We start from the raw sequence: 21,374 nt of genomic DNA, 5'->3' as shown, positions 1-21,374 counted from the left end.
AGACCGGTTGCCTGCGGGAGCTGTGCCCGCAATCCGGCAGTGAACCCCCAGTGGTTGGTTCCGCGTTTCTGGCTCGAACCGAGAAAACCGCTGGCAGGCGCGCGTCCGGAGGGCGACCGACCATGCCCGTCGGGTCGGCAATCCGGCGTGCACATACGTCCAGGTCAAGGAGGACGCTGAAGTGATTCAGCAGGAGTCGCGACTGCGCGTCGCCGACAACACGGGCGCGAAGGAGATCCTTTGCATCCGCGTTCTCGGCGGTTCGTCGCGTCGCTATGCCGGTATCGGCGACATCATCGTCGCTACCGTGAAGGACGCCATCCCCGGCGGCAACGTGAAGCGGGGTGACGTCGTCAAGGCCGTCGTCGTGCGCACCACCAAGGAGCGCCGTCGTCCGGACGGTTCCTACATCAAGTTCGACGAGAACGCGGCCGTGCTCATCAAGGCGGACAACGACCCGCGCGGCACCCGCATCTTCGGCCCGGTGGGCCGCGAGCTGCGCGACAAGAAGTTCATGAAGATCGTCTCGCTGGCCCCGGAGGTGCTCTGACATGAAGGTGCACAAGGGCGACACCGTGCTCGTCATCTCGGGCAAGGACAAGGGTGCCAAGGGCAAGGTCATCCAGGCCTACCCGAAGGAGAACCGGGTTCTCGTCGAGGGCGTGAACCGCATCAAGAAGCACGTCGCGAACTCCGCCAACCAGCGCGGCGCCTCCTCGGGCGGCATCGTGACCCAGGAAGCCCCCATCCACGTCTCCAACGTGATGGTCGTCGACTCCGACGGCAAGCCGGCCCGCGTCGGCTACCGGACCGACGAGGAGAGCGGCAAGCGGGTCCGGATCTCCCGTAAGAACGGGAAGGACATCTGACATGACCACGACCGAAAAAGTGCAGCCCCGGCTGAAGCAGCGCTACCGCGAAGAGATCAAGGACGCGCTGAACAAGGAATTCTCCTACGCCAACGTGATGCAGATCCCGGGCGTGGTGAAGGTCGTCGTCAACATGGGTGTCGGCGACGCCGCCCGCGACGCGAAGCTGATCAACGGCGCCGTCGAGGACCTGGCCCTGATCACCGGTCAGAAGCCGCAGATCCGCAAGGCGACCAAGTCCATCGCGCAGTTCAAGCTGCGTGAGGGCATGCCGATCGGCGCGAAGGTCACCCTGCGCGGCGACCGCATGTGGGAGTTCCTCGACCGCCTGGTCTCCATCGCGCTGCCGCGTATCCGCGACTTCCGCGGCCTGTCGCCGAAGCAGTTCGACGGCAACGGCAACTACACGTTCGGCCTGAGCGAGCAGTCGATGTTCCACGAGATCGACGTGGACCGGATCGACCGTCCGCGTGGTATGGACATCACCGTGGTGACCACCGCGACCAACAACGAAGAAGGCCGTGCCCTGCTCAAGCACCTCGGCTTCCCGTTCAAGGAGAACTGAGCACATGGCTAAGAAAGCACTGGTCAACAAGGCCAACGCCAAGCCGAAGTTCGCTGTCCGCGCCTACACCCGCTGCCAGCGCTGCGGCCGCCCCCACGCGGTCTACCGCAAGTTCGGCCTCTGCCGCGTGTGCCTGCGCGAGATGGCGCACCGCGGCGAGCTGCCGGGCGTGCACAAGAGCTCCTGGTGAGCTGACGCTCGGCTGAGCGTCGACAACTGAATTTCGAGCGAGGGCACGGACTCACCCGAGTCCGTGCCCTCGCTTGCATCCTTGATCATGATTTCACCACGACTGACTAGCTGGGCTTCGGGCATGACGATCCAGTCACCGGACCACTTGCCGCATGAGATGACCGAGGAGCAGTATCGCCGACTGCCGGAAGGTGTCGCGCGTGAGATCGAGGTTGTCCACGGACATGTGATCTTCTGCGAATCTCCGGTTCCTGAGCACAATCGCGTCGCACGCCGCTTGGCCAGTTCGATGGAGGAGTTGCCGAGCACCGAACCGTGCATCCGCGTCGAGACGGATATCGATGTGGTGCTGTGGCGGATACCGAAGTTCACGTTCCGGCGACCGGACGTAACGGTGTACTGCTGCTTGCCCGAGCGCGGAGCGAAGCTGGAAGCCGGCGACGTGCTGATCGTCGTCGAGGTGTCTTCACCGCCCACCGCCGCCGAAGACCTATTGGACAAGAAGGTTCAGTACGCGCGCGCGGGCATTCCGCTCTACTTGGTCGTTGTCCTCGACACCAAGTTCGACATCGAAGAGGTGCGGGAATTCCGCCTCGACGCCCACGCCGCCGAGTACCGTCTGCACCGTCTGCACCGTGACGGATTCGTCCGCCTGGAACACGTCGTGCTCGGCGACATCAGCTTCGCCGACCTGGTTCGGTAGTCGCTGGCCGCCAGTCCCTCGAGCCCTATCAGGACCGTCCGGGTGGCAACACGCGGACAATCCCGTGGATCCAGCGGCGACAGGCCGTTCGTGGGAAGCCAGGCGTGAATCTTCCCTCCAGGGACCGCCGCCGGGACGCCGGAAAAGGCTCCCTCGGTCCGCGCGATTACCGACGGCGATCATCCGTTGGGTCGATAAGCCCGCCATTCGAAGCAGCGAGCGCAGATGTCGGCCTCCGCGTTTACGGACGGGCTCCGGGTCAGGCCGAAACCCGGTCGGCGGCGAGGAATTCGTCGACGAAGCCCAGCGCCCGGTTCTCCAACTCCGCGTAGTGCGCTTCGCGCGCCGCGCCGGTGAGGGCTTCGTCGAGTAGCAGGTTGCCCGCGGCATCCAGGCGCTGCCGCTTCTCTTCCGCGCCGGGCAACAATCCCACCGATGACCGCGCGAGTCCGCAGTAGTAGGCGATGCCGTCGTCGAGTTGCGCGCTGAGCGCATCCTGCATGGGTCCGACGAGCGCGTCGTCGTCTGCCACGCCCGCCAGTCCCAGCCACAGCATCCGCTTGCCCGCGAGCCGGGATTTGCTGCGGCCATAGGCGAATCCGTAGTTCCACACCCGATCGATCCAGCCCTTCAGAATCGCCGGGACCTGCATCCAGTACACCGGGAACACTGCGACGATCACGTCGGCGCCGAGGATGCGCCCCATATGGCTCTCGACCTCGGGGGAGTAGGCCTTCTCCCGGTTGCCCCATTCCGGAAGGTCGGCGGCGGTCATCCGGGGATCGAAGTTCTCGGCGTGCAGGTCCAGCAGGTCGATCCGGTAGCCGTCCGTGGTGAGCCGCCGGATGGCCAGTTCGGCGATATGGGCGGTCAGCGAATCGGGCCGGGGATGGGCGACGACGACCAGCGCGGTGCGGGTGATCGCGGTGTCCACGGTCGGGTTGTGCGGCAAGGTGGCCTCCACTGTTGGTCCGGAGTTTCGGACGATCGGTTGTTCGGTCCGGTTTCCATTCCATACCCTGAGCAGTGGACGATCTATGGGTGAAGATCTACCTTCGATAGGAGTTCGTCTACACTCGACTGTGTGGATCCTCTGAGCAAACTGCTGGGCGGTATACGCGCCGAGGGAGCTGTGCTCACCACCGCGGTCTTGGAAGCACCGTGGAGCATCCGGTTCGCCGACGAGGCGCCGTTGACCATGGTGACCGTGCTGCGCGGTGCGGGGACACTACTACTGCCGGGCGGTCTGGAACGTCGGATCACAGTGGGGGACACCGCGATCGTGCGCGGCCCGCAACCGTTCGTTCTCGTCGACCGCGCCGATACTGTCGGCCTGCCGCACGAGGAATACGAGGTCGCCTGCTTCGCGCAGGACGCGAAATGCGATCCCGCGCTCGATGGCGGTCGGTGGGAGAACGACCTCACCGGTGAGACCGCTCTGATCGTCGGCGCCTATCGGGCTTCCGGCCGCCGCCACGAACGTCTGCTGCGTGCTCTACCGCCCGTCCTGGTGGTGACCGACGACGTGGAGGTGTGCGCGTGGATGGAGTCGATCGCCGCCGATGCCGCCCGGCGTCCGGCCGGAGCGCAGGCGATGATGGACCGGCTGCTCGACTGGGCGCTGGTCTGCACGCTGCGCGACTGGTTCGAAGAACTGGACGCCGACGCGCCGGGGTGGTACAGAGGGCCGGCCGATCCGGTGGTCGGGCCGGCGTTGGAGGCCATGCACGGAAAGCCCTCCGCCGGTTGGACAGTCGCGTCGCTGGCCGCCGAGGCGGGGGTATCCCGGGCGCTGTTCGCACGGCGGTTCTCCGAGGTCATGGGCCAGTCGCCCCTGGCGTACCTCACCGAATGCCGGATGGATGAGGCGGAGGAACTGCTGGCTGACCGGAGTCTCACCGTGGCGCAGGTGGCGAGGGCCGTCGGCTATGCGGACGCTTTCGGTTTCAGCGCGGCGTTCAAGCGACTTCGAGGTATCCGCCCCACTGATTTCCGCGCTGCCACCACCGGTCTCGGAGCGTGAACCGGTTCCGCCGCTTCGAGACCGACTCCAGCGCGTTCTGGATCGGCAGAGCCGAGTGAAGACTTCCGACGTCGTCGATACACATCGAAGAGGTGCGGGAATTTCGCCTCGACGCCCACGCCGCCGAGTACCGCCCGCACCGTGACGGATTCGTCCGCCTGGAACACGTGGCGCTCGGCGACATCAGCTTCGCCGACCTGGTTCGGTAGTCGCTGGCTCGGCCAACCTGCCGGTACCGAAAGCACTGGTCGGGGGTCGCGTGGTAGCGGCGGGGGTAGGACAAGTATCCGCCGCTACCGCACCGCCTCATGCCTTGATGAAATCGAGGATGTCGGCGTTGAGCTGCGTGGCGTGCGAGATCATGATGCCGTGTCCGGTCGCCGGGTATTCCTTGTAGGTGTTGCCGGGAATCAGATCCTTGATCACCCGACCGCAGAGGTCGATGGGAGCCGAGGCGTCGGCGTCACCGTGGATGACCAGCGTGGGCACGGTGAGCGCGCGCAACTCGTCGCGGAAGTCGGCGTGGTAGATCGTATTCATGATCTCGTCCGCGGCGAGAAGTGAACAGTCCATGCACTTCTGCACCATCCACGCGATCCGCGCCGAAGACACCTGGTTGCCCAGATGCGTCGCGAAGAATGCCTGCGCGTTCTGTTCCATCCACAGCGGCCGATCCGCGGCGCGGGCCGCGTTCACCGCATCGAAGACCGCCTTCGGCACGCCGTTCGGATTGTCCTCGGCCTGTGCGAAATACGGCATCGTCACCGATACCAGCGCGACCCGGCTGATCCGATCGCTGCCGTACCGGGTCAGATACCGGACGATCTCACCGCCCGCCATCGAATGCGCGACCACGGTGACGTCGCGCAGATCGAGATGGTCCAGGAAAGCGGCCAGATCCGCGGCGAGCGTGTCGTAGTCGTACCCGTGCCCGACCCAGTCCGACTTGCCGTGTCCACGCCGGTCATACGACAGGCACCGCAGGCCCTGCTTGGACAGCGGCAGCATTTGCAGCTCCCACGAAGTGCTGCTCAACCAGCCACCGGCCAGGAAGAGCACCGGCTGTCCGGTACCCCAGTCCTGGTAGTGCAGGGTGGTGCCGTCGTGCGATTCGAAGTAGGGCATCGTTTTCTCCAATCCTTGGTTGCCCATCATCATCTCGGGTCTTGATAATGAAGTCGATTACCTCTCGGGTAAGTGCCCTGCTTCCCGACGAGCAGCGCCGATTTCTCGATGTGTTCGCTGCCGCCGCCCCCATACGGTCTACCGCAAGCTCGGCCTGTGCCACGTCTGCCGCGACGACCTGCCGGGCGTGCACAAGAGCTCCTGGTGAGCTGGCGCTCGGCTGAGCGTCACCAACTGCATCGCGAGCGAGGGCACGGACTCCATACGAGTCCGTGCCCTCGCTCGCGTTTGGGGCAGCGGTCGTTCGGTGTTCCGAGGCCGGGTGAGCGCCGTTTTCGCGTTCGGCATTGTCGGGCAGCGCTTTTCCCGTCGCTATGGCCGGAGTACTTTGTCGGTGGGACTGTTCGGTGACAGAGGGGGCAGAGGGTTGGTCGGGGAGCAGCCATCGCTGTCGGTCGATACCGATGCAGTCAAAGCCTTGGGGCGCTTGGCCTTCGATGTCGCCACTCAGTGTCGGGACGGGTATTCGGCATTGGAGACCGATGTCCGCGACTTGCTGGAGAGCTGGACCGGTAGCAACGCAGGCGCTTTCGCGGCCGGATGGGAAGAGTTCCATCAAGGGGCGGTGCAGGTGTGGGATGCGCTGTTCGAGCTGGCGGAGAAGCTGGGAATTACCGCGGACACCGTGCGCGGCGCCGATCAATCATTCGCGGCGGGCGTCAGCTCGCTCGATCTGCCTTGAGGGGGACCGCATGTCCGACGCAGAGGCCTTCTCGGTCGAGCTCGAGAAACTCGAGAACTTGGCCGCCCGGATCCGAGGCTTCGCGGGGTTGCTTGCCGATCAGCTGGCGGCGATCGACCAGAAAGTCAAGGAAGTCGACGCCGCGTCGGCCGGTGCGGCGATGGTGGCCTACCGGGAAGCGCACGACGAGTGGTTGGCGGGAGCCACCGACATCGCCGAAGGGCTCACGGCTTTGGAGGAGGCCGTGAACCTCGCCCACGACGGCTATACCGGAGCTGTTGCCAAGGGCTTGAGGATCCTCGGCGTATGACGGCTTTGGCTGTCGATCCGAAGGCTTACTACCAAGCGGCCACCAACTGCTTCGACGCGGCCTCCGCGCTGCGGGACAGCTTTCTGTACATCTTCGCGGAGCTGTCCGAATGCGGATCGATGGCGGGCGTGGACGAGAACGGCCAGGAGTGGGCACGCTCCTACAACACCTCCGCCTACGAAGCGGTGGGATTCTTCCAGGACGTCCACTCCACGCTGTACGCATACGGCAGCGCCCTCAACGACATCGGCTTCACGCACGCGCAAGCCAACGCAACCATGAAGGGCGCACCGCAGACGGACCGGCCGACAGACCCGGGAATGCCTGTGTTCGGCCCGTTCTCGGTCCCGGCTTCCGCTGGTGGACCCGGCCACGGGATCGTGGACAAGGGCATCAATATCATCAGCCACATCGGCATCCCCGTTCCCGACGGCGACACCGGAAAACTCGCCAAGGCAGCCGACGCCTGGGATCGCCTCGGCACGATCTACCAGAACACGAACGCCCGCGACAAGATCACGATCGCGGCGAGCCTGTTCGACAGTGTGACCGCCGACGACGCGGGCCACATCCGAGACGGTCTCAAATCCCTTGCGAGCTCCATCGATCAACTGCTGACCGCTTGCACGCAGATCAGCGAATCCTGCCTCGCATACAAGGACGCGCTGACGGAACTCCGCAATGAGATCAAGGGCTTCTTGGATTCTCTCGTCCAAGAGCTTGCCATCGATGCCGCGATCACCGTGGGTCTGTCGTTGATCAGCTTCGGTGCGGGAGCGGTTACCGCCGCCAAAGCTCTGGACTCGGTGCGGAAATGGGCCGGGAAGATCAAAGACGGCATCATCGCCTGGCGAGCCCGCAAGGCGCTCCAGATCGCCGGTATCCGCCAGGAGGCTAGGGACGCCGCTGTCAAGGCCAGAAAGGTGGTCACCGACCTACGTGATCGGCTGCGTAAGAAGGCTGACGACTCCCCTAAGCCACCGAAAAAGTCACTCAAGGAAGAGTTGGACAACGCCCAGGTATGGACCGGGCGAAACTTACCAACTCAGGGCGGTCCGCCGAACGGATACCTCGTCAAACGGGACGCTCAGGGAAACATCACGCATTACTCACATTTCGATGCTGACGGGGTGGCGACCAGCCGAGTAGATGTTGTCGGAAAGCCGCACATGGACAAGACGACAGGGCAATATATTCCGACACCGCACGTTGTGGAAGTTCAGAAGAATATAGACCCCGCCACAGGCCGGATTTTCGCGCGTACCATCAATGACAGTGTCAGACCCGCTCTACCTGAGGAGATCCCATAGTGAACACAGCAGATGAGCAAGTTGGTCTGCGGGCAGCGCTGGAGCATTCCCGAAGCGACGAAGGACTGGTACGGCTTCGCGCCATCTCCGAGTTGAGTGCCCTGATCTTCGATCCTCAGGCGCGCAGGCGTCTTGTGGAGATGCTGGACGATGACGTGGTCACGATGCAAATCGAAGCGGCCGAGGTTCTGGTGCGATATGGCGGCCAGGAGGGCCTGCTGTCGGTTCTGGAAGAACTTGGCCGGCGAGATGACGGTGATGTCGATTACATCGCATACCGACTCAGCGATCTGGACAATTTAGGGGATTTTCCGGTTCTGGAGACCGCATCCGCCATTGCTGAATCGGACATATCACCCGATGCGCGACGCGGTCTGAAAGATCTGCACGACGTCATGGGGCGATGAAGGAGTGTGGAGGAATGTCCGGGGTGCGCTACCTGAGGAGATTTCAAAGTGGACACCGGTGAAGCCGATGCTGCGCTGTCGTCGATATTGGCGCACTCCCGGAATGATGATAATGCCATAAGGGTCGAAGCAATACCTGGCCTCGGGCGAAACATCCGCTCCAGCAGTGCGCGAGAACGACTGCAGGAGATATGGTCGCTCCCATCGGAGCAAGTGATTCAACGACTGTCCGAACTTCTCGGTGACGATGATATGGCGGTAGAACTGGAAGCGACCGAGGTTCTGGCTCGTTTCGGTGGCCGAGCCGGGCTCGTGGCCATCCTCGGAGAGTTAGGGCGACGTGTCGACGATCCTGATTCCGACTATATCGCCTACCGTTTACAAGAGTTGCAAACAAATGATGGATTACCGATCCTGCAGAATTCTCGTAAGATCATGGATCAGTCTCCCTCGCATGAAGTGAGCGAAGGAATAAATCAGATCGAACAGCTTTTCGGATATTTGGCTCCGAAAGATAAATAGTATGCACTCGGTAAGTGCATGGTCGTGAGGTTTCGGACAATCAAACGTCGACGGAAACGGCTTCGCCGGAGTGGCGTTCATACGCGCCCGGACCGCCACACTCTCAGTCTGTGACGCGGTATGTTTTCGCGAATGGTAGTCATTAGAACGCGATTTCGAAGGTTGGAGGAGTGTAGGTGGACGACCATGAGTTCATTGAGCCGGAAGAGTCGGAGTTCTTGGAGGCTTTCGGGGCCGATCGTGTAGCCATCCCCGAAGCTACCGCTTCCTTTGTGGTGAGTATCGACTCCGACGATCGGAACAAACTGGAATTATCATACGATGTAATAGCGCGGTCCGCCCGAGTGTGTTGGTTACAGGACTCGATGCTCGTGGTGGATATTTTCCGAGAACAGGTGAACCGTATTGCGGTCGAACGGGGCGGGGTATTCATGATATCGACCAGCGGAGTCGATCTGTCGGGCGAATTATCTGTAGAGGTTTATCCGATCCGGATCAGAGATGTGTCGTTGACCCGGTGAATTATGTCGGTCGTATGCCGCTCGCGCGGAGCGCTGTCGGAGACAGGATTTATACATCGGTCGACGCGGCGTGGTTGGTACTCTCATCTTGTGAAGAGCTCGGACAATTGCCACGTCGATGGCATGGCTTTGTCGAATAGTTGGCCGGTATCCCCACCGAACTGGATTCGTACATGACGCGAGATTACTCGGACTATCCAGCCCTTTCTAATCTGTACCTCGAGGATAGCTACGTCCTCGATATCATCGAGCGGCCCGCCGAAGTCGTGTTCGTCCTCGAGGCGGTGCTGACACCCGAGCACCCGAGGTATCGCGCCCCGGGCGCCCGGGAGCAGCATTGCTACGTCCGTGGCAACCTCTTTTTCGTGAAAGTGAGCCGCATCGAATGGCTAGAGCGATCTTTTCGGAAGTATAAGGATGCTTCAGGCTCGGAAGATTTGGGAAACGTGGATGTGTTGACCAACACTGACGCGGTGTATTACATGGAGGGCGATTGGGGAAAGGTGCGAATCTGGAGCAACGACGATCCACAGTTCGAGTTTTCGGAGAAGCCGTAGTCAATGTTAGCGTGGATAGGCAAAAAGTTTGGAGCTGGTGCTAGGGTGTTGAAGGCATATTTTCCGTGATCGAGAAGTTGAAAAACTTTCTTCTCTGCAATATCGCGGACGACTGGGCCGCGATCGGCGAGTTCGATGGGACGATCGAAAAAATCGCTGCGGGAGAATACTCGCGAAGTTACGTACTGGGTGTTATCGAAGAATTGGCGAACGATGGATACATCGAGTTCGGCGCGTTCCCGGGGGGTGGCGAGGGGTGGGAACCCTGGAAAGTCGGTATCGAGGAATCGATCAGGCGTATTTCTGATGGCTATAACGGAGTGCCCGGATACCTGAGCATCGCTGATGACGAGATCGGCTCCAGCGAGATTTTCAGAGCGAAGATAACCGAAAGTGGCAGACGGCGATTGCAGGAGCTGGGCGATCCGTACGAGAACTATGGCGATCCGTGGGCAGATGATCCCTACTTGCGTGCATAAGAAGGTCATGCCCTTGCCATCGCAGTTGAGGTGGCGTTGTTCGTAGTCCTTGCTGTTGAAGGGTAAGGCTCGGCCGTTCGGAACGGGATCGCGGTCTCCCTATCGGGACCGGGGCTTCGATCCTGGTGCCGCTTCGTGCGCGGTGACGCCAGGCTTGCCGTATCCGGTGCGCAGCGTCTGCGATGTGGCGATTGGAGAGGCTCCCGGCGATCTGGCCGGAGCGTGCCCGCCCGGATGCAGTCCCGCGCTGCCGTCTCGCGGGGAACCTTAAAGCCGAGCCAGTCTTATTAAAGGTTATCTGTTAACGTTTAATAAGGAGGTGGCATGGCAAAGTTTGCGCGACGGCGGTGGGCCGGCAACCTGGATGGTGGCGGCCTGTCTCGACGGGACCGTGGCTCTGGCACATACGAGGTGTACCTGCCCGATTCGCTGGCTGGTCGCCGCATCGTCTTGACCAGCGAGACCGCCGCCGACGTGGTCGACGCGGAGGTGGCGATCACTCGTCTCGATACCGAGGCGGTAGCACTTGTGGAGACCGAAGCGTTGTCTCGGTTGCTGCTGCGCGCCGAGGCCATCGCATCGTCACGGATCGAGGGGCTGGTGGTCGGCGCGCGTCGGCTATTGCGCGCGGAGGCGGCGCGCCAGCTGGAGGGCGAATCATCGGACGTGACGGCCGCCGAAGTTCTGGCGAATATCGACGCTATGGCACTGGCCACCAGTGCGGTCGGCCGTGGTGAGCCGATCACTGAGGATGTTCTGCTCGAAATCCACCGGCGGCTGCTCACCGGCACCAGACTCGCACAGCACGGCGGGTGTTTCCGAGACGCGCAGAACTGGATCGGCGGCAGCTCCTTCAATCCCTGCTCGGCCGCATTCGTTCCGCCGCCCCCAGAGCTCGTCCCCGAACTGATGAAGGACTTGATCGCGTTTTGTAATAGCGACGATCTGCCCGCTGTCGCGCAAGCCGCCATCGCCCACGCACAGTTCGAGACGATCCACCCCTTCATCGACGGCAACGGCCGAACCGGTCGAGCATTGATCCATCTGATCCTGCGCCGTCGTGGCGTGGCCGAACGCGTCGTCGCGCCTGTCTCGCTCATCCTCGCCACGTGGAGCGACAGCTATATCGACGGTCTGACTCGCTTCCGGTAGCCGTACAGCGTCTGGCCGAAGCCGGAATCCTGCGCCAGCTCACCGTCGGTCGCCGCAACAGGGCCTTCGAGTCGCCTGAGGCGATCAGTGCTTTCACCGCCTTGGAACGACGTCTTGCCAGCCCAGAGGGCAACACTCGAACATCGGACCCAGCACGCCCGGTGCCGTCGAGGAAGATGCAGTCTGGCCGCTGACCTGCGGCCGACGAGGGCATCGGCTCTCCCCCGATTCGAGCGCCCGCGAGCTTCTCGGGACGCCAGCGTCATCACGCACGGCTCGTCGTTCGACTGGGAGTTGGCTGCTGTTGGACTACTGATCGTCTGGCGCTCGGGAAACGATCCAAGGCACGGAATTATCGGCAGGTGAATTCGCCGTCTTTGGTTGCGGACAGGAAGGTGTCCCAGGCAGCGGGGGTGAACGTGAGGGCCGGGCCGGTCGGGTTCTTGGAGTCGCGCATGCCGATCGTGCCGTTGTTCAGGTGGGCGATCTCTACGCATTGGCCGTTGGAAGCGCTGTAGCTGCTCTTGAACCAGCGGGCTCCGGATAGGTCAGCGGTCACCGTCAAAACTCCTTGCTGCTCGGCGGAGCAGGTCGCGCGTGGTCTTCTCGGCCGGGAGAGTTGGTGGGGCCGGGAGGTGTGAGCCCGGCCGCGGGGGCGGCCGGGCTCGAAAGTTCTCAGCTGTGGGTGAATTCGCCGTGTTTGGTTGCGGACAGGAAGGTGTCCCAGGCGGTGGGGGTGAAGGCCAGGGTGGGGCCGGTCGGGTTTTTGGAGTCGCGCATGCCGACTGTGCCGTTGTTCAGGTGGGCGATCTCTACGCATTGGCCGTTGGATTCGCTGAAGCTGCTCTTGAACCAGTGCGCTCCGGATAGGTCAGCGGTCACCGTCAAAACTCCTTGCTGCCCGGCGGAGCAGGTCGCGCGTGGTCTTCTCGTCCAGGGCCGTCTCTCGGATGGCGTCGGCCATTTCAGTGTAACGCTGCACCAATTCGGGCCTTTCCAGGTAGAGATCACTGCTCATCCCGCCGTCGAGGTAGACGACCGGAGGTTCGATCGGTCTTCCTCTGCTGTCCGTGCCGAAGTCCAGGAGCACGAATGAGCCGTGCAAGATGCCGCGCGTGTATCCGGCCGAGTACGGGTGGATTCGCAGAGTGACGTTCGGCCGGGTGCTGACATCGGCTAGATACCGATGTTGTGCGGCCATCACCTTCGGGCCGCCGACCACCCGGTAGACCGCTGATTCATCGAGAAGCACGTGAAGGTCCACCGGGCGGGTCTTGCGGGTGACCGCCACTTGCCTGTTGAGGCGAAGACGCACTCGTTGCTCGATGTCCTCGTGAGGACCGTCGTGCAGAAAAGCGCCGATCAGTGCGCGGGCATAGTCGGCGGTTTGTAGCAGTCCAGGGACCTGCACCGCATAAGACGTGAGCCGCCGCGCCGACCGCTCCATCCCGACGTACATGTTGAAAGCATCCGAGAACAGTCCGCCGAGCGGCGTGATGCCGTCCTCGTCTCGCGCCGTCGCCGCGCGCGACGCCAGTCCCACCGCCTGTTCGGTCTGCTCGGCGGTCACCTCGTAGAGCATGCACAGTTCGCGCACGTCCTGGCGGCGTGGTTTCACCGCTCGTCCGGTTTCCAGGCGTTGTAACCCGTTGAAACTGAGTTGAACTTCCTTCGCGGCGATGGCGATCGTCAGGCCGCAGCCTTCACGCGCCTCGCGCAGAAATCTGCCGAGCTGGCGGCGCAGCAGCGTCGGCGACTCGACTTCGGTCATCGGCTTTCCCCCAGGTGAATGAATCCAGCACACGGTCTGAACTGCATCCATTGATACACCGAAAGTCGATGCTGTCCTGGGCTTTCGGAGAAGTTGTCGGGAATACGCGAATCAGGTCGAAGTAGGCGGTGCCCGGCTGGTGTGCTGTGCGTGCGCCAGGCCGCTGAACAGGACTTTCTCGATGCCAAGCGGCAAGCATTCCGCGATAGGGCGCGCTTCCGACTCACTCGATGGCAGGGGAACACCATGCAGGATGGCTCCTTTCGGGACACTCCCACAACCAGGTGCGCGTTCTACCGCCGTATCGGCGGACTCGCCGCACGTGTGGACCCGCACACCGGCCGCATCACGGTCCCGGCTGGCAGCGTATGGGGATTGGGGATGGCGGCGTATCTCGGCCACGAGGTCCGCGAGGAACTCCGGCGGCGAGGAAGCGCTATCGGGCCGATCGTGTCGTACCCGAGATCGGGCTGCTGGGTCTTTCTCGTGCGTCCCGATCTCCCGGACTCGACCGCTGCGTGCGCCCAGTTGTATCGGGCTGGTGTCACGGTTTACGGCCACGGCCGGGCGATCGCCTTGCCGTCGCCGGCCGATCGCCCTCCTGCGGTGCGGCATTGGGTCGAGCCGCCTCGAGACGGTTTTCGTCCCTCGGCGATGGTGGTGATCGCGGCGATCAGCCGATGCCTTCCGCCGCGAGCGATCAACCTGTCCGCGCTCGGTTTTGCCGGAACTTCAACGCCGACCAGGGGAGTTCGGTGACAACCGGTCGGCGAATTGACCCGGATGAGAAGCAAATTCGTGAGCTGCGCCTGCCCGGCACCCGTGCATTCTTCGATATCTTCAACGGCCGCATCGAACCGGCGGACGCGCTGATGGTGTCGGCCGTGGGGCTGCTCGGCGTGTGGGTCCGGCACTACGAGAGCCGCAAGCCTGGTCGTCCGATGAGCCACCGGCTCGCCTATCCGATGGACCTGCATATCTGGGCGATCGACCGATATGTGGAAGACCTGCTCGAAACGGCGAGCCGCGAGGGTTACCGGCCTGCTCCGGATGCCCAGGAGACGCATTACTCCTACGGCGAGCTGGTCAGCCTGCTGACTGCGGATTTCGTGCGCTGCCGCCGAGAGGAACAGCAACCCGGCGGCATCACCGAGGATCAGATTCTCCACCACGTGCGGCACTGGGACGGGTTCAACGCCATGGTGGAAGCGGTAGCCGCCGGGCGACTGCGACCGAAGATTCCGCGCAACACGGGACCCGCGCCTGCCGCCGCCGAGCCGCAGGAGAGGGCGTGACAACCCCGCGCCCGGAGGAGCCCGATGTCCACCTGCGCGTACTGATCGGCGGCCTGAGTCTCGACTTCGCCGCTTGCCATACCGCAGCCGTGCGGTTCATCAAGGAGTGGCGTGCGGTGCGCGCTGCTGCCGACCTCATCGTTGTTCCTGGTGATACCGCCGGCCTGCCACGTTTGCCGTGCGAGCGCCTCTACTTGCAGCCGTGAAGACGCTCGCGCCACAAGCCGCGGACGAATCTTCGACTCGGGCATAATCACCCCGTGCGACGGGGCCGCGAGTGGCACACCGTCGAGAGGCCTACTCGGCCGATGGCGCGGTGGTGTGCCACTCGCGGACGCCGCGTGTCATCGGCGGTCCGGGTTGCAATTGAGGTCACCGGCGAGGATGTCGTCGATGCGTGCGGCGAGTGTGGGATCGCCGCTGGCGAAACGATTCAGGCGTAGCGGCCGCGATCGGCGGACCCGCATCGCGGCCAGGTGAATAGCGTCGCGAAGGATATCCGCACTGCTGACGCCCGTCCGCATTGCCGCGTCCTCGATGACGGCCAAGTCGGCAGTATCAGCGTGGACCGTGATTCGCTCGAGAGGCATATGCACACTGTGGCAGAGGTGTGCGCGAAGCTGTCGCGAGCCATATGGGAGGCGGTTCATTTCGGCTCTGTGCGAGGGGACGAACGCCGGAAGCCGGGCGCAGCGAGCGCTACGCCGCGCTGGTGTGCGGTGTGAAGCTGACGCGTGCGTCGTCGGCGTCGATGGTGATGTGCAGCGAAGCGTCCAGGGCTCGTGCCAGCTTTGTCAGCAGCGGAAGGGTGGGGACGGCGTCGGATCCCTCGATCCGGGAGATCTTCGCCTGCGTCGGTCCCGCCCGGTCGGCGAGTTCCGCTTGGGTGAGTCCGAGCTCCGTGCGACGGTTGCATACGGCGGCGGCGAGTTCCATGGCCAGTCTGATTTCATGAAGCACTTCGCTGACGGCCTCGGGCTCGGTCAGCCCTTGGTCGCTACCCGTCTGCCATCGACTGTGGGGCATCACAGCTCTTCCTTCTCGATAGTGCGAAGGAACTCGTCGTGGGTGGGGCCGTGTTCGGCCTCGCATATTCTTCGCATCTCGATAGCGGGTTTGCCCTCGGCCTCCTCGCGGTAGGCGGCGCGGTCAGAACTCCAGCTCCGACCAGGGGATGTGGATCGGGAACGGGAATTCGATGGTGATGGCATCGGAGTTCTTCGGGGACCACTCGTCCGTTACGAGGTAGTTGGCCGTGCGCAAGGGGTGCACGCCGGGCGGAAGCAGCTTGCCGTGGGTCGTCTCCAGCGCGAAAGCGCGGACCATCTCGATGGCACTCCTCTCGCGTTCCAGCGTCACCTCCCAGTACATGGGGATGCCTGCCCTGGCATAACGCGCCTGCTTGGCGTACATGTCGGTCTGGGTGTTCGACGGAGAAAGGACCTCGCCGACCAGCAGGACGTCGTCGGCTCGGATGTCTTGATACGGAGCATCCAGGCAGCGATAGACGAGAAAATCGGGTGTCACGAAGTCGGATTTTCCGGCCTGGCCGAAGAACACATCGGTTTCGAAGTCGACGCGCCAGCAGCGCTCGGGCTGCTTCGCCATGCCTTCGCGAGCGCTTTGCTTCAGGGCGCTGGTCAGCGCGAATGTGAACGCCTGATGTTCGGCAGGCCCCCGTCGTAGCCAGACGACACGCCCATCCCACAGTTCGATCTGCCCGGCGATTTCTTCGGGCAGCTGCTCGAGCTCCTCCCACGTCATGTACTCGGGGAGGTCCGGTCGTTCGGTGCTCGGACTTGCCATGGCTTCATGTTAGCCCGGTCACGGGCTGTTTCCGCTGGTCATGAGTCCAGCGAAGCGGGCACCTCACAGACCCCGATTTTGCCCAGGTGAACCCCTTGCCTACACTAGAGCGGTTGCCTGGGCACCTCCATGTCCGCATGCGTGCGCTCGGGCGATCGAACCTCCTCCGGTCGGCAAGGGTCGGCCGGACCATCCGAATTGTCGTAGGCCCACCGCTGGGCATGCCGATGTGCATGGCTGCGCTGTATGGGAACCGCGGCGAGAAAGGTGTCTAGGTCGAACCATGACCATGACTGATCCGATCGCAGACTTCCTGACACGTCTGCGCAACGCCAACTCGGCGTACCACGATCAGGTGAAGGCTCCGCACTCGAAGCTCAAGGCGAACATCGCCGAGATCCTCAAGCGCGAGGGTTACATCGCCGACTACCGGACCGAGGACGCACAGGTGGGCAAGACGCTCATCGTCGACCTCAAGTACGGCCCGAGCCGTGAGCGCAGCCTTGCAGGCGTGCGCCGCGTCTCCAAGCCCGGTCTGCGCGTGTACGCGAAATCCACCAACCTGCCCAAGGTGCTCGGCGGCCTCGGCGTGGCGATCATCTCCACGTCCTCCGGCCTGCTGACCGACAAGCAGGCGGCCAAGCAGGGCGTGGGCGGCGAAGTCCTCGCTTACGTCTGGTAAGGGAGGTCAGGACAATGTCGCGTATTGGTAAGAAGCCCATCGCAATCCCCGCTGGCGTCGACATCACCATCGACGGCCAGGACATCTCGGTGAAGGGGCCCAAGGGCACCCTGTCGCTCACCGTCGCCGAGCCGATCACCGTCGCCAAGGGCGAGGACGGCCAGCTCGAGGTCGCCCGTCCGGACGACGAGCGCCGCAGCCGCGCGCTGCACGGCCTGACCCGCACTCTGGTGTCGAACATGGTCGTCGGCGTGACCCAGGGCTACGAGAAGAAGATGGAAATCTTCGGCGTCGGTTACCGCGTGGCGCTGAAGGGCCAGAACCTCGAGTTCGCCCTCGGCTACAGCCACCCGGTGCCGATCGAGGCCCCCGAGGGGATCACGTTCGCGGTGGAGTCGCCCACCAAGTTCTCCGTGTCCGGAATCGACAAGCAGAAGGTCGGCCAGATTTCGGCGGTCATCCACGGCCTGCGCAAGCCCGACCCGTACAAGGGCAAGGGCATCCGCTACGCCGGCGAGGTCGTTCGCCGCAAGGTCGGAAAGACGGGTAAGTGATCATGGCGCAAACCGAAAACCAGAAGGCCAAGCGCATCCCCCTGGGCAAGGACGTGTCGACGCAGCGCCGTCTGTCGAAGACGCGCCGTCACTTCCGCCTGCGCAAGAAGCTCGCGGGTACCACCGAGCGTCCGCGCCTGGTGGTCAACCGCTCCTCGCGCCACCTGCACGCGCAGCTGGTCGACGACTCGGTCGGCAAGACCATCGCCGCCGCCTCGACCATCGAGGCCGACGTGCGCGCGGTGGACGGCGACAAGTCGGCCAAGAGCAAGAAGGTCGGCGCCCTGCTGGCCGAGCGTGCCAAGGCCGCCGGTGTCGAGGCCGTCGTGTTCGACCGTGGTGGGCACGACTACCACGGCCGGATCGCCGCACTGGCCGATGCCGCTCGCGAAGGTGGGTTGAAATTCTGATGATCGATAACAAGAACGGAAGGAACGTCTGATGCCGGGACGTCAGAGGCGTGACGGCGGAAGCGGACCCGCCGGACAGAATGGCAGCGCCCCCGAGGGCGGCCGCGGCGATCGTCGCGGTGGCGGCGACCGTAGGGGCGGTGGCGACCGTCGCGACAACGCCGCGGAGAAGAACCAGCTCGAGCGGGTCGTCGCGATCAACCGCGTCTCCAAGGTCGTGAAGGGTGGTCGGCGCTTCAGCTTCACCGCCCTCGTGATCGTCGGTGACGGCAACGGCCTGGTCGGCGTCGGCTACGGCAAGGCCAAGGAAGTTCCCGCGGCCATCCAGAAGGGTGTCGAAGAGGCTCGCAAGAACTTCTTCCGCGTCCCGATGATCGGCTCCACCATCACGCACCCGGTTCAGGGTGAGGCGGCCGCCGGTGTGGTCATGCTGCGTCCGGCCTCGCCGGGTACCGGTGTGATCGCCGGTGGCGCGGCTCGTGCCGTGCTGGAGTGCGCCGGTATCCACGACATTCTGGCGAAGTCGCTCGGTAGCGACAACGCCATCAACGTCGTGCACGCGACTGTCACTGCCCTCAAGCAGCTGCAGCGTCCGGAAGAGGTCGCGGCTCGCCGTGGCCTGCCGCTCGAGGACGTCGCCCCTGCCGGCATGCTGCGTGCGCGCGCTCAGGCTGCCGGAGGTGTCAAGTAATGGCAGATCTCAAGGTGACCCAGATCAAGAGTTCGATCGGCGCCAAGAAGAATCAGCGGGACAGTCTTCGGACCCTCGGTCTGCGCGGTATCCGCAAGACCGTGGTCCGCGAGGACAACGCCCAGAACCGCGGGCTGATCAACGTCGTGCGCCACCTCGTGACCGTTGAGGAGGTCTGACATGACCATCAAGTTGCATCACCTGCGTCCGGCTCCCGGCGCCAAGACCGAGAAGATCCGTGTGGGTCGCGGTGAGGGCTCCAAGGGCAAGACGGCGGGCCGTGGTACCAAGGGCACCAAGGCGCGCAAGAACGTCCCGGCCGCCTTCGAGGGTGGGCAGATGCCGATCCACATGCGGCTGCCCAAGCTCAAGGGCTTCACGAACCCGTTCCGCACGGAATACCAGGTCGTGAACGTCGGCAAGATCGCGAAGCTGTTCCCCGAGGGCGGCGAGGTCGGCAAGGCCGAGCTCGTGGCGGCCGGTGCGGTTCGCAAGAACCAGCTGGTCAAGGTCCTGGGCGATGGTGAGATCGGCGTCGCGGTCCAGGTGACCGCGGACAAGGTCACCGGCGCGGCGAAGGAGAAGATCACCGCCGCCGGTGGCACCGTCACCGAGCTGGGCTGACGGTACTCTGCATTACAGCGGCGCCGGACGAGTGGAGAGCTCGTCCGGTGCCACTGTTAGAGTTCAATTGTTGTCTGCCAAGCCTCGTCGTGGTTTTCGGCGTCCCTTCTATGTCGAGCAGGGACATCGCTGAACATCCATGTCATGACCATGTCGTTCGCCAGGAGGATCAGTGCTTTCCGCCTTCGTATCGGCCTTCCGGACTCCGGACTTACGGCGGAAGATTCTCTTCACGCTGGGGTTGATCGCGTTGTACCGGCTGGGTGCCTCGCTGCCGTCCCCCGGCGTCGACTACAAGGCGGTCCAAGAGTGCATCGACCTGGTCTCGGGCGGTGAGTCCGGCGGCATCTACCAGCTGATCAACCTGTTCTCCGGTGGTGCGCTGTTGCAGCTGTCGGTCTTCGCGATCGGCATCATGCCCTACATCACCGCGAGCATCATCATCCAGCTGCTCACGGTCGTCATCCCGCGGTTCGAGGAACTGCGCAAGGAAGGCCAATCCGGCCAAACCAAGATGACGCAGTACACCAGATACCTGTCGATCGCCCTCGCGATCCTGCAGGCCACCGGCCTGGTCGCGCTCGCGGCCCGCCGCCAGCTGCTGCAGGGCTGCCAGAAGGACATCCTGGCCGACACCAGCATCTTCGGCATGATCATCATCGTGCTCGTGATGACCGCGGGCGCGGCGCTGGTGATGTGGTTCGGCGAGCAGATCACCGAGCGCGGCATCGGCAACGGCATGTCCCTGCTGATCTTCTCGGGTATCGCCGCCCGCATCCCGAGCGAGGGCAAGGCGATCCTGGACAGCCGGGGCGGTCTGGTCTTCGGACTGGTGTGTGTCGCCGCGCTGGCGATCATCACCGCCGTGATCTTCGTCGAGCAGGGCCAGCGCCGGATCCCGGTCCAATACGCCAAGCGCGTGGTCGGCCGGAAGATGTACGGCGGCTCCTCGACCTACCTGCCGTTGAAGGTGAACCAGGCGGGCGTGATCCCGGTCATCTTCGCCTCGTCGCTGCTGTACCTGCCGAACCTGGTGGCGCAGCTGACGGGGTCGCAGAACAACCAGAATCCGAGCTGGTGGCAGGAGATCATCCAGAAATACCTGGTGAATCCCGGCAACCCGGTGTACATCGCGATCTACTTCAGCTTGATCGTGTTCTTCACCTACTTCTACGTCGCGATCACCTTCAACCCGGAGGAGCGCGCCGACGAGATGAAGAAGTTCGGCGGCTTCATCCCGGGCTACCGGCCCGGCAAGCCGACGGCCGACTACCTCAACTTCGTCCTGAGCCGTATCACCCTCCCCGGCTCGATCTATCTCGGTCTGGTAGCGGTGCTGCCGAACCTGTTCCTCGACATCGGCGCCTCCGGCGGTACCCAGAACCTTCCGTTCGGCGGTACCGCGGTGCTGATCATGGTGAGCGTCGGTTTGGACACCGTGAAGCAGATCGAGAGCCAGCTGATGAATCGAAATTACGAAGGGTTCCTCAAGTGAGAGTTGTACTGCTCGGTCCGCCGGGCGCCGGTAAAGGCACCCAGGCCGTCCTGCTGTCGGAGAAGCTGGGCGTTCCGCACATCTCCACCGGGGACCTGTTCCGCGCGAATATCAGCCAGCAGACCCCGCTGGGTCGCGAGGCGCAGAAGTACATGGACGCGGGCGACCTGGTGCCCAGCGACGTGACCAACCGCATGGTGGAGGCGCGGGTCAACGAGCCCGACGCCGCCAACGGCTTCGTCCTCGACGGCTACCCGCGCACGGTCGACCAGGCCGACGCGCTGGAGAAGATCCTCAAGCACATGAACACCACGCTCGACGCGGTGCTGCGCTTCGTCGTCCCCGAGGACACCGTTGTCGAGCGGATGCTCGCGCGCGGCCGCGCCGACGACAACGAGAGCGTGATCCGCAACCGGCTGCGGGTGTACCGCGAGGAGACCGAGCCGCTGCTGGACCACTACGACGGCCTGGTCGTCTCGGTGGACGGCGTCGGCGAGGTCGACGACGTCAACGCGCGGGCGCTGCGCGCGCTGGGCCACTGAGCCGACTCGCGATGGAGCGCTGAGGGC

At 63.7% G+C, this 21,374-nt stretch carries 33 protein-coding genes and 1 pseudogene; 26 read left to right on the top strand and 8 right to left on the bottom strand.

From position 1 onward, the window contains the following. Positions 1–181: 181 nt before the first annotated feature. The 5 genes from rplN to ACL03I_RS27135 all read left to right on the top strand — a co-directional run bounded on the left by rplN (position 182) and on the right by ACL03I_RS27135 (position 2,329). A complete protein-coding gene (gene rplN, locus ACL03I_RS27155) occupies positions 182–550 on the top strand; it encodes a 50S ribosomal protein L14 (protein WP_039795505.1) in 369 nt (122 codons plus the stop codon). Between the two features lies 1 nt (position 551). Then, a complete protein-coding gene (rplX, locus tag ACL03I_RS27150) occupies positions 552–869 on the top strand; it encodes a 50S ribosomal protein L24 (protein WP_039795507.1) in 318 nt (105 codons plus the stop codon). A 1-nt stretch (position 870) separates the two neighbouring features. After that, complete coding sequence (gene rplE, locus ACL03I_RS27145; protein WP_355076098.1) at positions 871–1,434, top strand: 50S ribosomal protein L5; 564 nt, start codon at positions 871–873, stop codon at positions 1,432–1,434. Positions 1,435–1,438: 4 nt separating this feature from the next. Then, positions 1,439–1,624 carry a type Z 30S ribosomal protein S14 gene (locus tag ACL03I_RS27140; protein WP_014981705.1) on the top strand — a complete coding sequence of 62 codons (186 nt, stop codon included), beginning with the start codon at positions 1,439–1,441 and terminating at the stop codon, positions 1,622–1,624. 123 nt (positions 1,625–1,747) lie between these two features. Then, entirely contained in the window at positions 1,748–2,329 is a 582-nt protein-coding gene (locus tag ACL03I_RS27135; protein WP_412807259.1) for a Uma2 family endonuclease, read from the top strand. A gap of 259 nt (positions 2,330–2,588) precedes the next feature. Here the strand turns inward: ACL03I_RS27135 and ACL03I_RS27130 are convergent, their stop codons facing one another. Then, positions 2,589–3,281, bottom strand: a complete 693-nt coding sequence (locus tag ACL03I_RS27130) for an NAD(P)H oxidoreductase (RefSeq protein ID WP_355076102.1) — start codon at positions 3,279–3,281, stop codon at positions 2,589–2,591. Positions 3,282–3,413: 132 nt separating this feature from the next. Here ACL03I_RS27130 and ACL03I_RS27125 point away from each other — a divergent pair, with 132 nt between their 5' ends. Next, a complete protein-coding gene (locus tag ACL03I_RS27125; protein WP_412807258.1) occupies positions 3,414–4,352 on the top strand; it encodes an AraC family transcriptional regulator in 939 nt (312 codons plus the stop codon). A gap of 306 nt (positions 4,353–4,658) precedes the next feature. Here ACL03I_RS27125 and ACL03I_RS27120 read toward each other — a convergent pair whose 3' ends face one another. After that, on the bottom strand, positions 4,659–5,477 hold the full coding sequence (locus ACL03I_RS27120; RefSeq protein ID WP_355076106.1) for an alpha/beta fold hydrolase: 819 nt from the start codon (positions 5,475–5,477) through the stop codon (positions 4,659–4,661). A gap of 103 nt (positions 5,478–5,580) precedes the next feature. Here ACL03I_RS27120 and rpsN point away from each other — a divergent pair. From rpsN to ACL03I_RS27070, 10 genes and pseudogenes are all read left to right on the top strand, one after another. Beyond that, positions 5,581–5,685 (top strand): annotated as a pseudogene (gene rpsN / locus ACL03I_RS27115) (type Z 30S ribosomal protein S14); the annotation flags it as partial. A gap of 114 nt (positions 5,686–5,799) precedes the next feature. After that, a complete protein-coding gene (locus ACL03I_RS27110; RefSeq protein ID WP_412807257.1) occupies positions 5,800–6,219 on the top strand; it encodes a WXG100 family type VII secretion target in 420 nt (139 codons plus the stop codon). Between the two features lie 10 nt (positions 6,220–6,229). Then, positions 6,230–6,529: a WXG100 family type VII secretion target gene (locus ACL03I_RS27105; RefSeq protein WP_412807256.1), complete on the top strand. Its 300-nt coding sequence runs from the start codon at positions 6,230–6,232 to the stop codon at positions 6,527–6,529. Further along, positions 6,526–7,839, top strand: coding sequence for a polymorphic toxin type 24 domain-containing protein (locus ACL03I_RS27100; RefSeq protein WP_412807255.1), 1,314 nt, complete (start codon positions 6,526–6,528; stop codon positions 7,837–7,839). Before ACL03I_RS27105 ends, ACL03I_RS27100 begins: the two co-directional genes overlap by 4 nt. After that, positions 7,839–8,246: a HEAT repeat domain-containing protein gene (locus ACL03I_RS27095; RefSeq protein WP_412807254.1), complete on the top strand. Its 408-nt coding sequence runs from the start codon at positions 7,839–7,841 to the stop codon at positions 8,244–8,246. The genes ACL03I_RS27100 and ACL03I_RS27095 overlap by 1 nt, the downstream gene beginning before the upstream one ends. A gap of 48 nt (positions 8,247–8,294) precedes the next feature. Then, positions 8,295–8,768 carry a hypothetical protein gene (locus ACL03I_RS27090; protein WP_412807253.1) on the top strand — a complete coding sequence of 158 codons (474 nt, stop codon included), beginning with the start codon at positions 8,295–8,297 and terminating at the stop codon, positions 8,766–8,768. 176 nt (positions 8,769–8,944) lie between these two features. Further along, a complete protein-coding gene (locus ACL03I_RS27085) occupies positions 8,945–9,289 on the top strand; it encodes a hypothetical protein (RefSeq protein WP_412807252.1) in 345 nt (114 codons plus the stop codon). Between the two features lie 173 nt (positions 9,290–9,462). Continuing rightward, complete coding sequence (locus ACL03I_RS27080; RefSeq protein ID WP_412807251.1) at positions 9,463–9,846, top strand: hypothetical protein; 384 nt, start codon at positions 9,463–9,465, stop codon at positions 9,844–9,846. A gap of 65 nt (positions 9,847–9,911) precedes the next feature. Next, positions 9,912–10,325: a hypothetical protein gene (locus ACL03I_RS27075; RefSeq protein WP_412807250.1), complete on the top strand. Its 414-nt coding sequence runs from the start codon at positions 9,912–9,914 to the stop codon at positions 10,323–10,325. A gap of 324 nt (positions 10,326–10,649) precedes the next feature. Next, the gene (locus ACL03I_RS27070; protein ID WP_412807249.1) at positions 10,650–11,477 is read left to right on the top strand and encodes a Fic family protein; all 828 of its coding nucleotides are present in this window, start codon (positions 10,650–10,652) and stop codon (positions 11,475–11,477) included. A 352-nt stretch (positions 11,478–11,829) separates the two neighbouring features. Here the strand turns inward: ACL03I_RS27070 and ACL03I_RS27065 are convergent, their stop codons facing one another. The 3 genes from ACL03I_RS27065 to ACL03I_RS27055 all read right to left on the bottom strand — a co-directional run bounded on the left by ACL03I_RS27065 (position 11,830) and on the right by ACL03I_RS27055 (position 13,248). Beyond that, positions 11,830–12,036 (bottom strand): DUF397 domain-containing protein, encoded by a 207-nt coding sequence (locus tag ACL03I_RS27065; protein ID WP_412807248.1) that lies wholly within the window; start codon positions 12,034–12,036, stop codon positions 11,830–11,832. 116 nt (positions 12,037–12,152) lie between these two features. Then, entirely contained in the window at positions 12,153–12,359 is a 207-nt protein-coding gene (locus ACL03I_RS27060) for a DUF397 domain-containing protein (protein ID WP_412807247.1), read from the bottom strand. Continuing rightward, positions 12,349–13,248, bottom strand: coding sequence for a helix-turn-helix domain-containing protein (locus tag ACL03I_RS27055; protein ID WP_412807246.1), 900 nt, complete (start codon positions 13,246–13,248; stop codon positions 12,349–12,351). The genes ACL03I_RS27060 and ACL03I_RS27055 overlap by 11 nt, the downstream gene beginning before the upstream one ends. A 680-nt stretch (positions 13,249–13,928) precedes the next feature. Between ACL03I_RS27055 and ACL03I_RS27050 the strand changes: the two genes are divergently transcribed. Together ACL03I_RS27050 and ACL03I_RS27045 are read left to right on the top strand one after the other, a co-directional pair. Beyond that, positions 13,929–14,543, top strand: a complete 615-nt coding sequence (locus tag ACL03I_RS27050; RefSeq protein WP_412807245.1) for a hypothetical protein — start codon at positions 13,929–13,931, stop codon at positions 14,541–14,543. Beyond that, positions 14,540–14,749, top strand: coding sequence for a hypothetical protein (locus ACL03I_RS27045; protein ID WP_397073863.1), 210 nt, complete (start codon positions 14,540–14,542; stop codon positions 14,747–14,749). The genes ACL03I_RS27050 and ACL03I_RS27045 overlap by 4 nt, the downstream gene beginning before the upstream one ends. 138 nt (positions 14,750–14,887) lie before the next feature. Here ACL03I_RS27045 and ACL03I_RS27040 read toward each other — a convergent pair whose 3' ends face one another. The 3 genes from ACL03I_RS27040 to ACL03I_RS27030 all read right to left on the bottom strand — a co-directional run bounded on the left by ACL03I_RS27040 (position 14,888) and on the right by ACL03I_RS27030 (position 16,349). Next, a complete protein-coding gene (locus tag ACL03I_RS27040) occupies positions 14,888–15,091 on the bottom strand; it encodes a hypothetical protein (protein ID WP_355076126.1) in 204 nt (67 codons plus the stop codon). Between the two features lie 151 nt (positions 15,092–15,242). Continuing rightward, positions 15,243–15,569 carry a helix-turn-helix domain-containing protein gene (locus tag ACL03I_RS27035; protein WP_355076127.1) on the bottom strand — a complete coding sequence of 109 codons (327 nt, stop codon included), beginning with the start codon at positions 15,567–15,569 and terminating at the stop codon, positions 15,243–15,245. A gap of 123 nt (positions 15,570–15,692) precedes the next feature. After that, positions 15,693–16,349, bottom strand: a complete 657-nt coding sequence (locus ACL03I_RS27030) for a Uma2 family endonuclease (RefSeq protein ID WP_412807244.1) — start codon at positions 16,347–16,349, stop codon at positions 15,693–15,695. Positions 16,350–16,632: 283 nt separating this feature from the next. On the opposite strand from ACL03I_RS27030, the gene rpsH reads away from it, so the two are divergent. From rpsH to ACL03I_RS26990, 8 genes are all read left to right on the top strand, one after another. Then, on the top strand, positions 16,633–17,031 hold the full coding sequence (gene rpsH, locus ACL03I_RS27025; protein ID WP_039795549.1) for a 30S ribosomal protein S8: 399 nt from the start codon (positions 16,633–16,635) through the stop codon (positions 17,029–17,031). Positions 17,032–17,045: 14 nt separating this feature from the next. Continuing rightward, on the top strand, positions 17,046–17,585 hold the full coding sequence (rplF, locus tag ACL03I_RS27020) for a 50S ribosomal protein L6 (RefSeq protein WP_356964784.1): 540 nt from the start codon (positions 17,046–17,048) through the stop codon (positions 17,583–17,585). Positions 17,586–17,587: 2 nt separating this feature from the next. Next, entirely contained in the window at positions 17,588–17,995 is a 408-nt protein-coding gene (rplR, locus tag ACL03I_RS27015; RefSeq protein ID WP_355076134.1) for a 50S ribosomal protein L18, read from the top strand. 31 nt (positions 17,996–18,026) lie between these two features. Next, positions 18,027–18,686, top strand: a complete 660-nt coding sequence (gene rpsE, locus ACL03I_RS27010; RefSeq protein ID WP_039795557.1) for a 30S ribosomal protein S5 — start codon at positions 18,027–18,029, stop codon at positions 18,684–18,686. After that, complete coding sequence (rpmD, locus tag ACL03I_RS27005; RefSeq protein WP_039795559.1) at positions 18,686–18,865, top strand: 50S ribosomal protein L30; 180 nt, start codon at positions 18,686–18,688, stop codon at positions 18,863–18,865. The genes rpsE and rpmD overlap by 1 nt, the downstream gene beginning before the upstream one ends. 1 nt (position 18,866) lies before the next feature. After that, the gene (rplO, locus tag ACL03I_RS27000) at positions 18,867–19,310 is read left to right on the top strand and encodes a 50S ribosomal protein L15 (protein ID WP_039795561.1); all 444 of its coding nucleotides are present in this window, start codon (positions 18,867–18,869) and stop codon (positions 19,308–19,310) included. A 172-nt stretch (positions 19,311–19,482) separates the two neighbouring features. Further along, positions 19,483–20,805: a preprotein translocase subunit SecY gene (secY, locus tag ACL03I_RS26995; protein WP_355076137.1), complete on the top strand. Its 1,323-nt coding sequence runs from the start codon at positions 19,483–19,485 to the stop codon at positions 20,803–20,805. Further along, entirely contained in the window at positions 20,802–21,347 is a 546-nt protein-coding gene (locus tag ACL03I_RS26990) for an adenylate kinase (protein ID WP_355076139.1), read from the top strand. Before secY ends, ACL03I_RS26990 begins: the two co-directional genes overlap by 4 nt. Positions 21,348–21,374: the final 27 nt, after the last annotated feature.

It is taken from the genome of Nocardia sichangensis (assembly GCF_047200615.1).
Taxonomy (GTDB): Bacteria; Actinomycetota; Actinomycetes; order Mycobacteriales; family Mycobacteriaceae; genus Nocardia; species Nocardia sichangensis.
The sequence above is the reverse complement of the archived record's forward strand: the minus strand, read 5'-3'. Positions and strand labels throughout refer to the sequence as shown.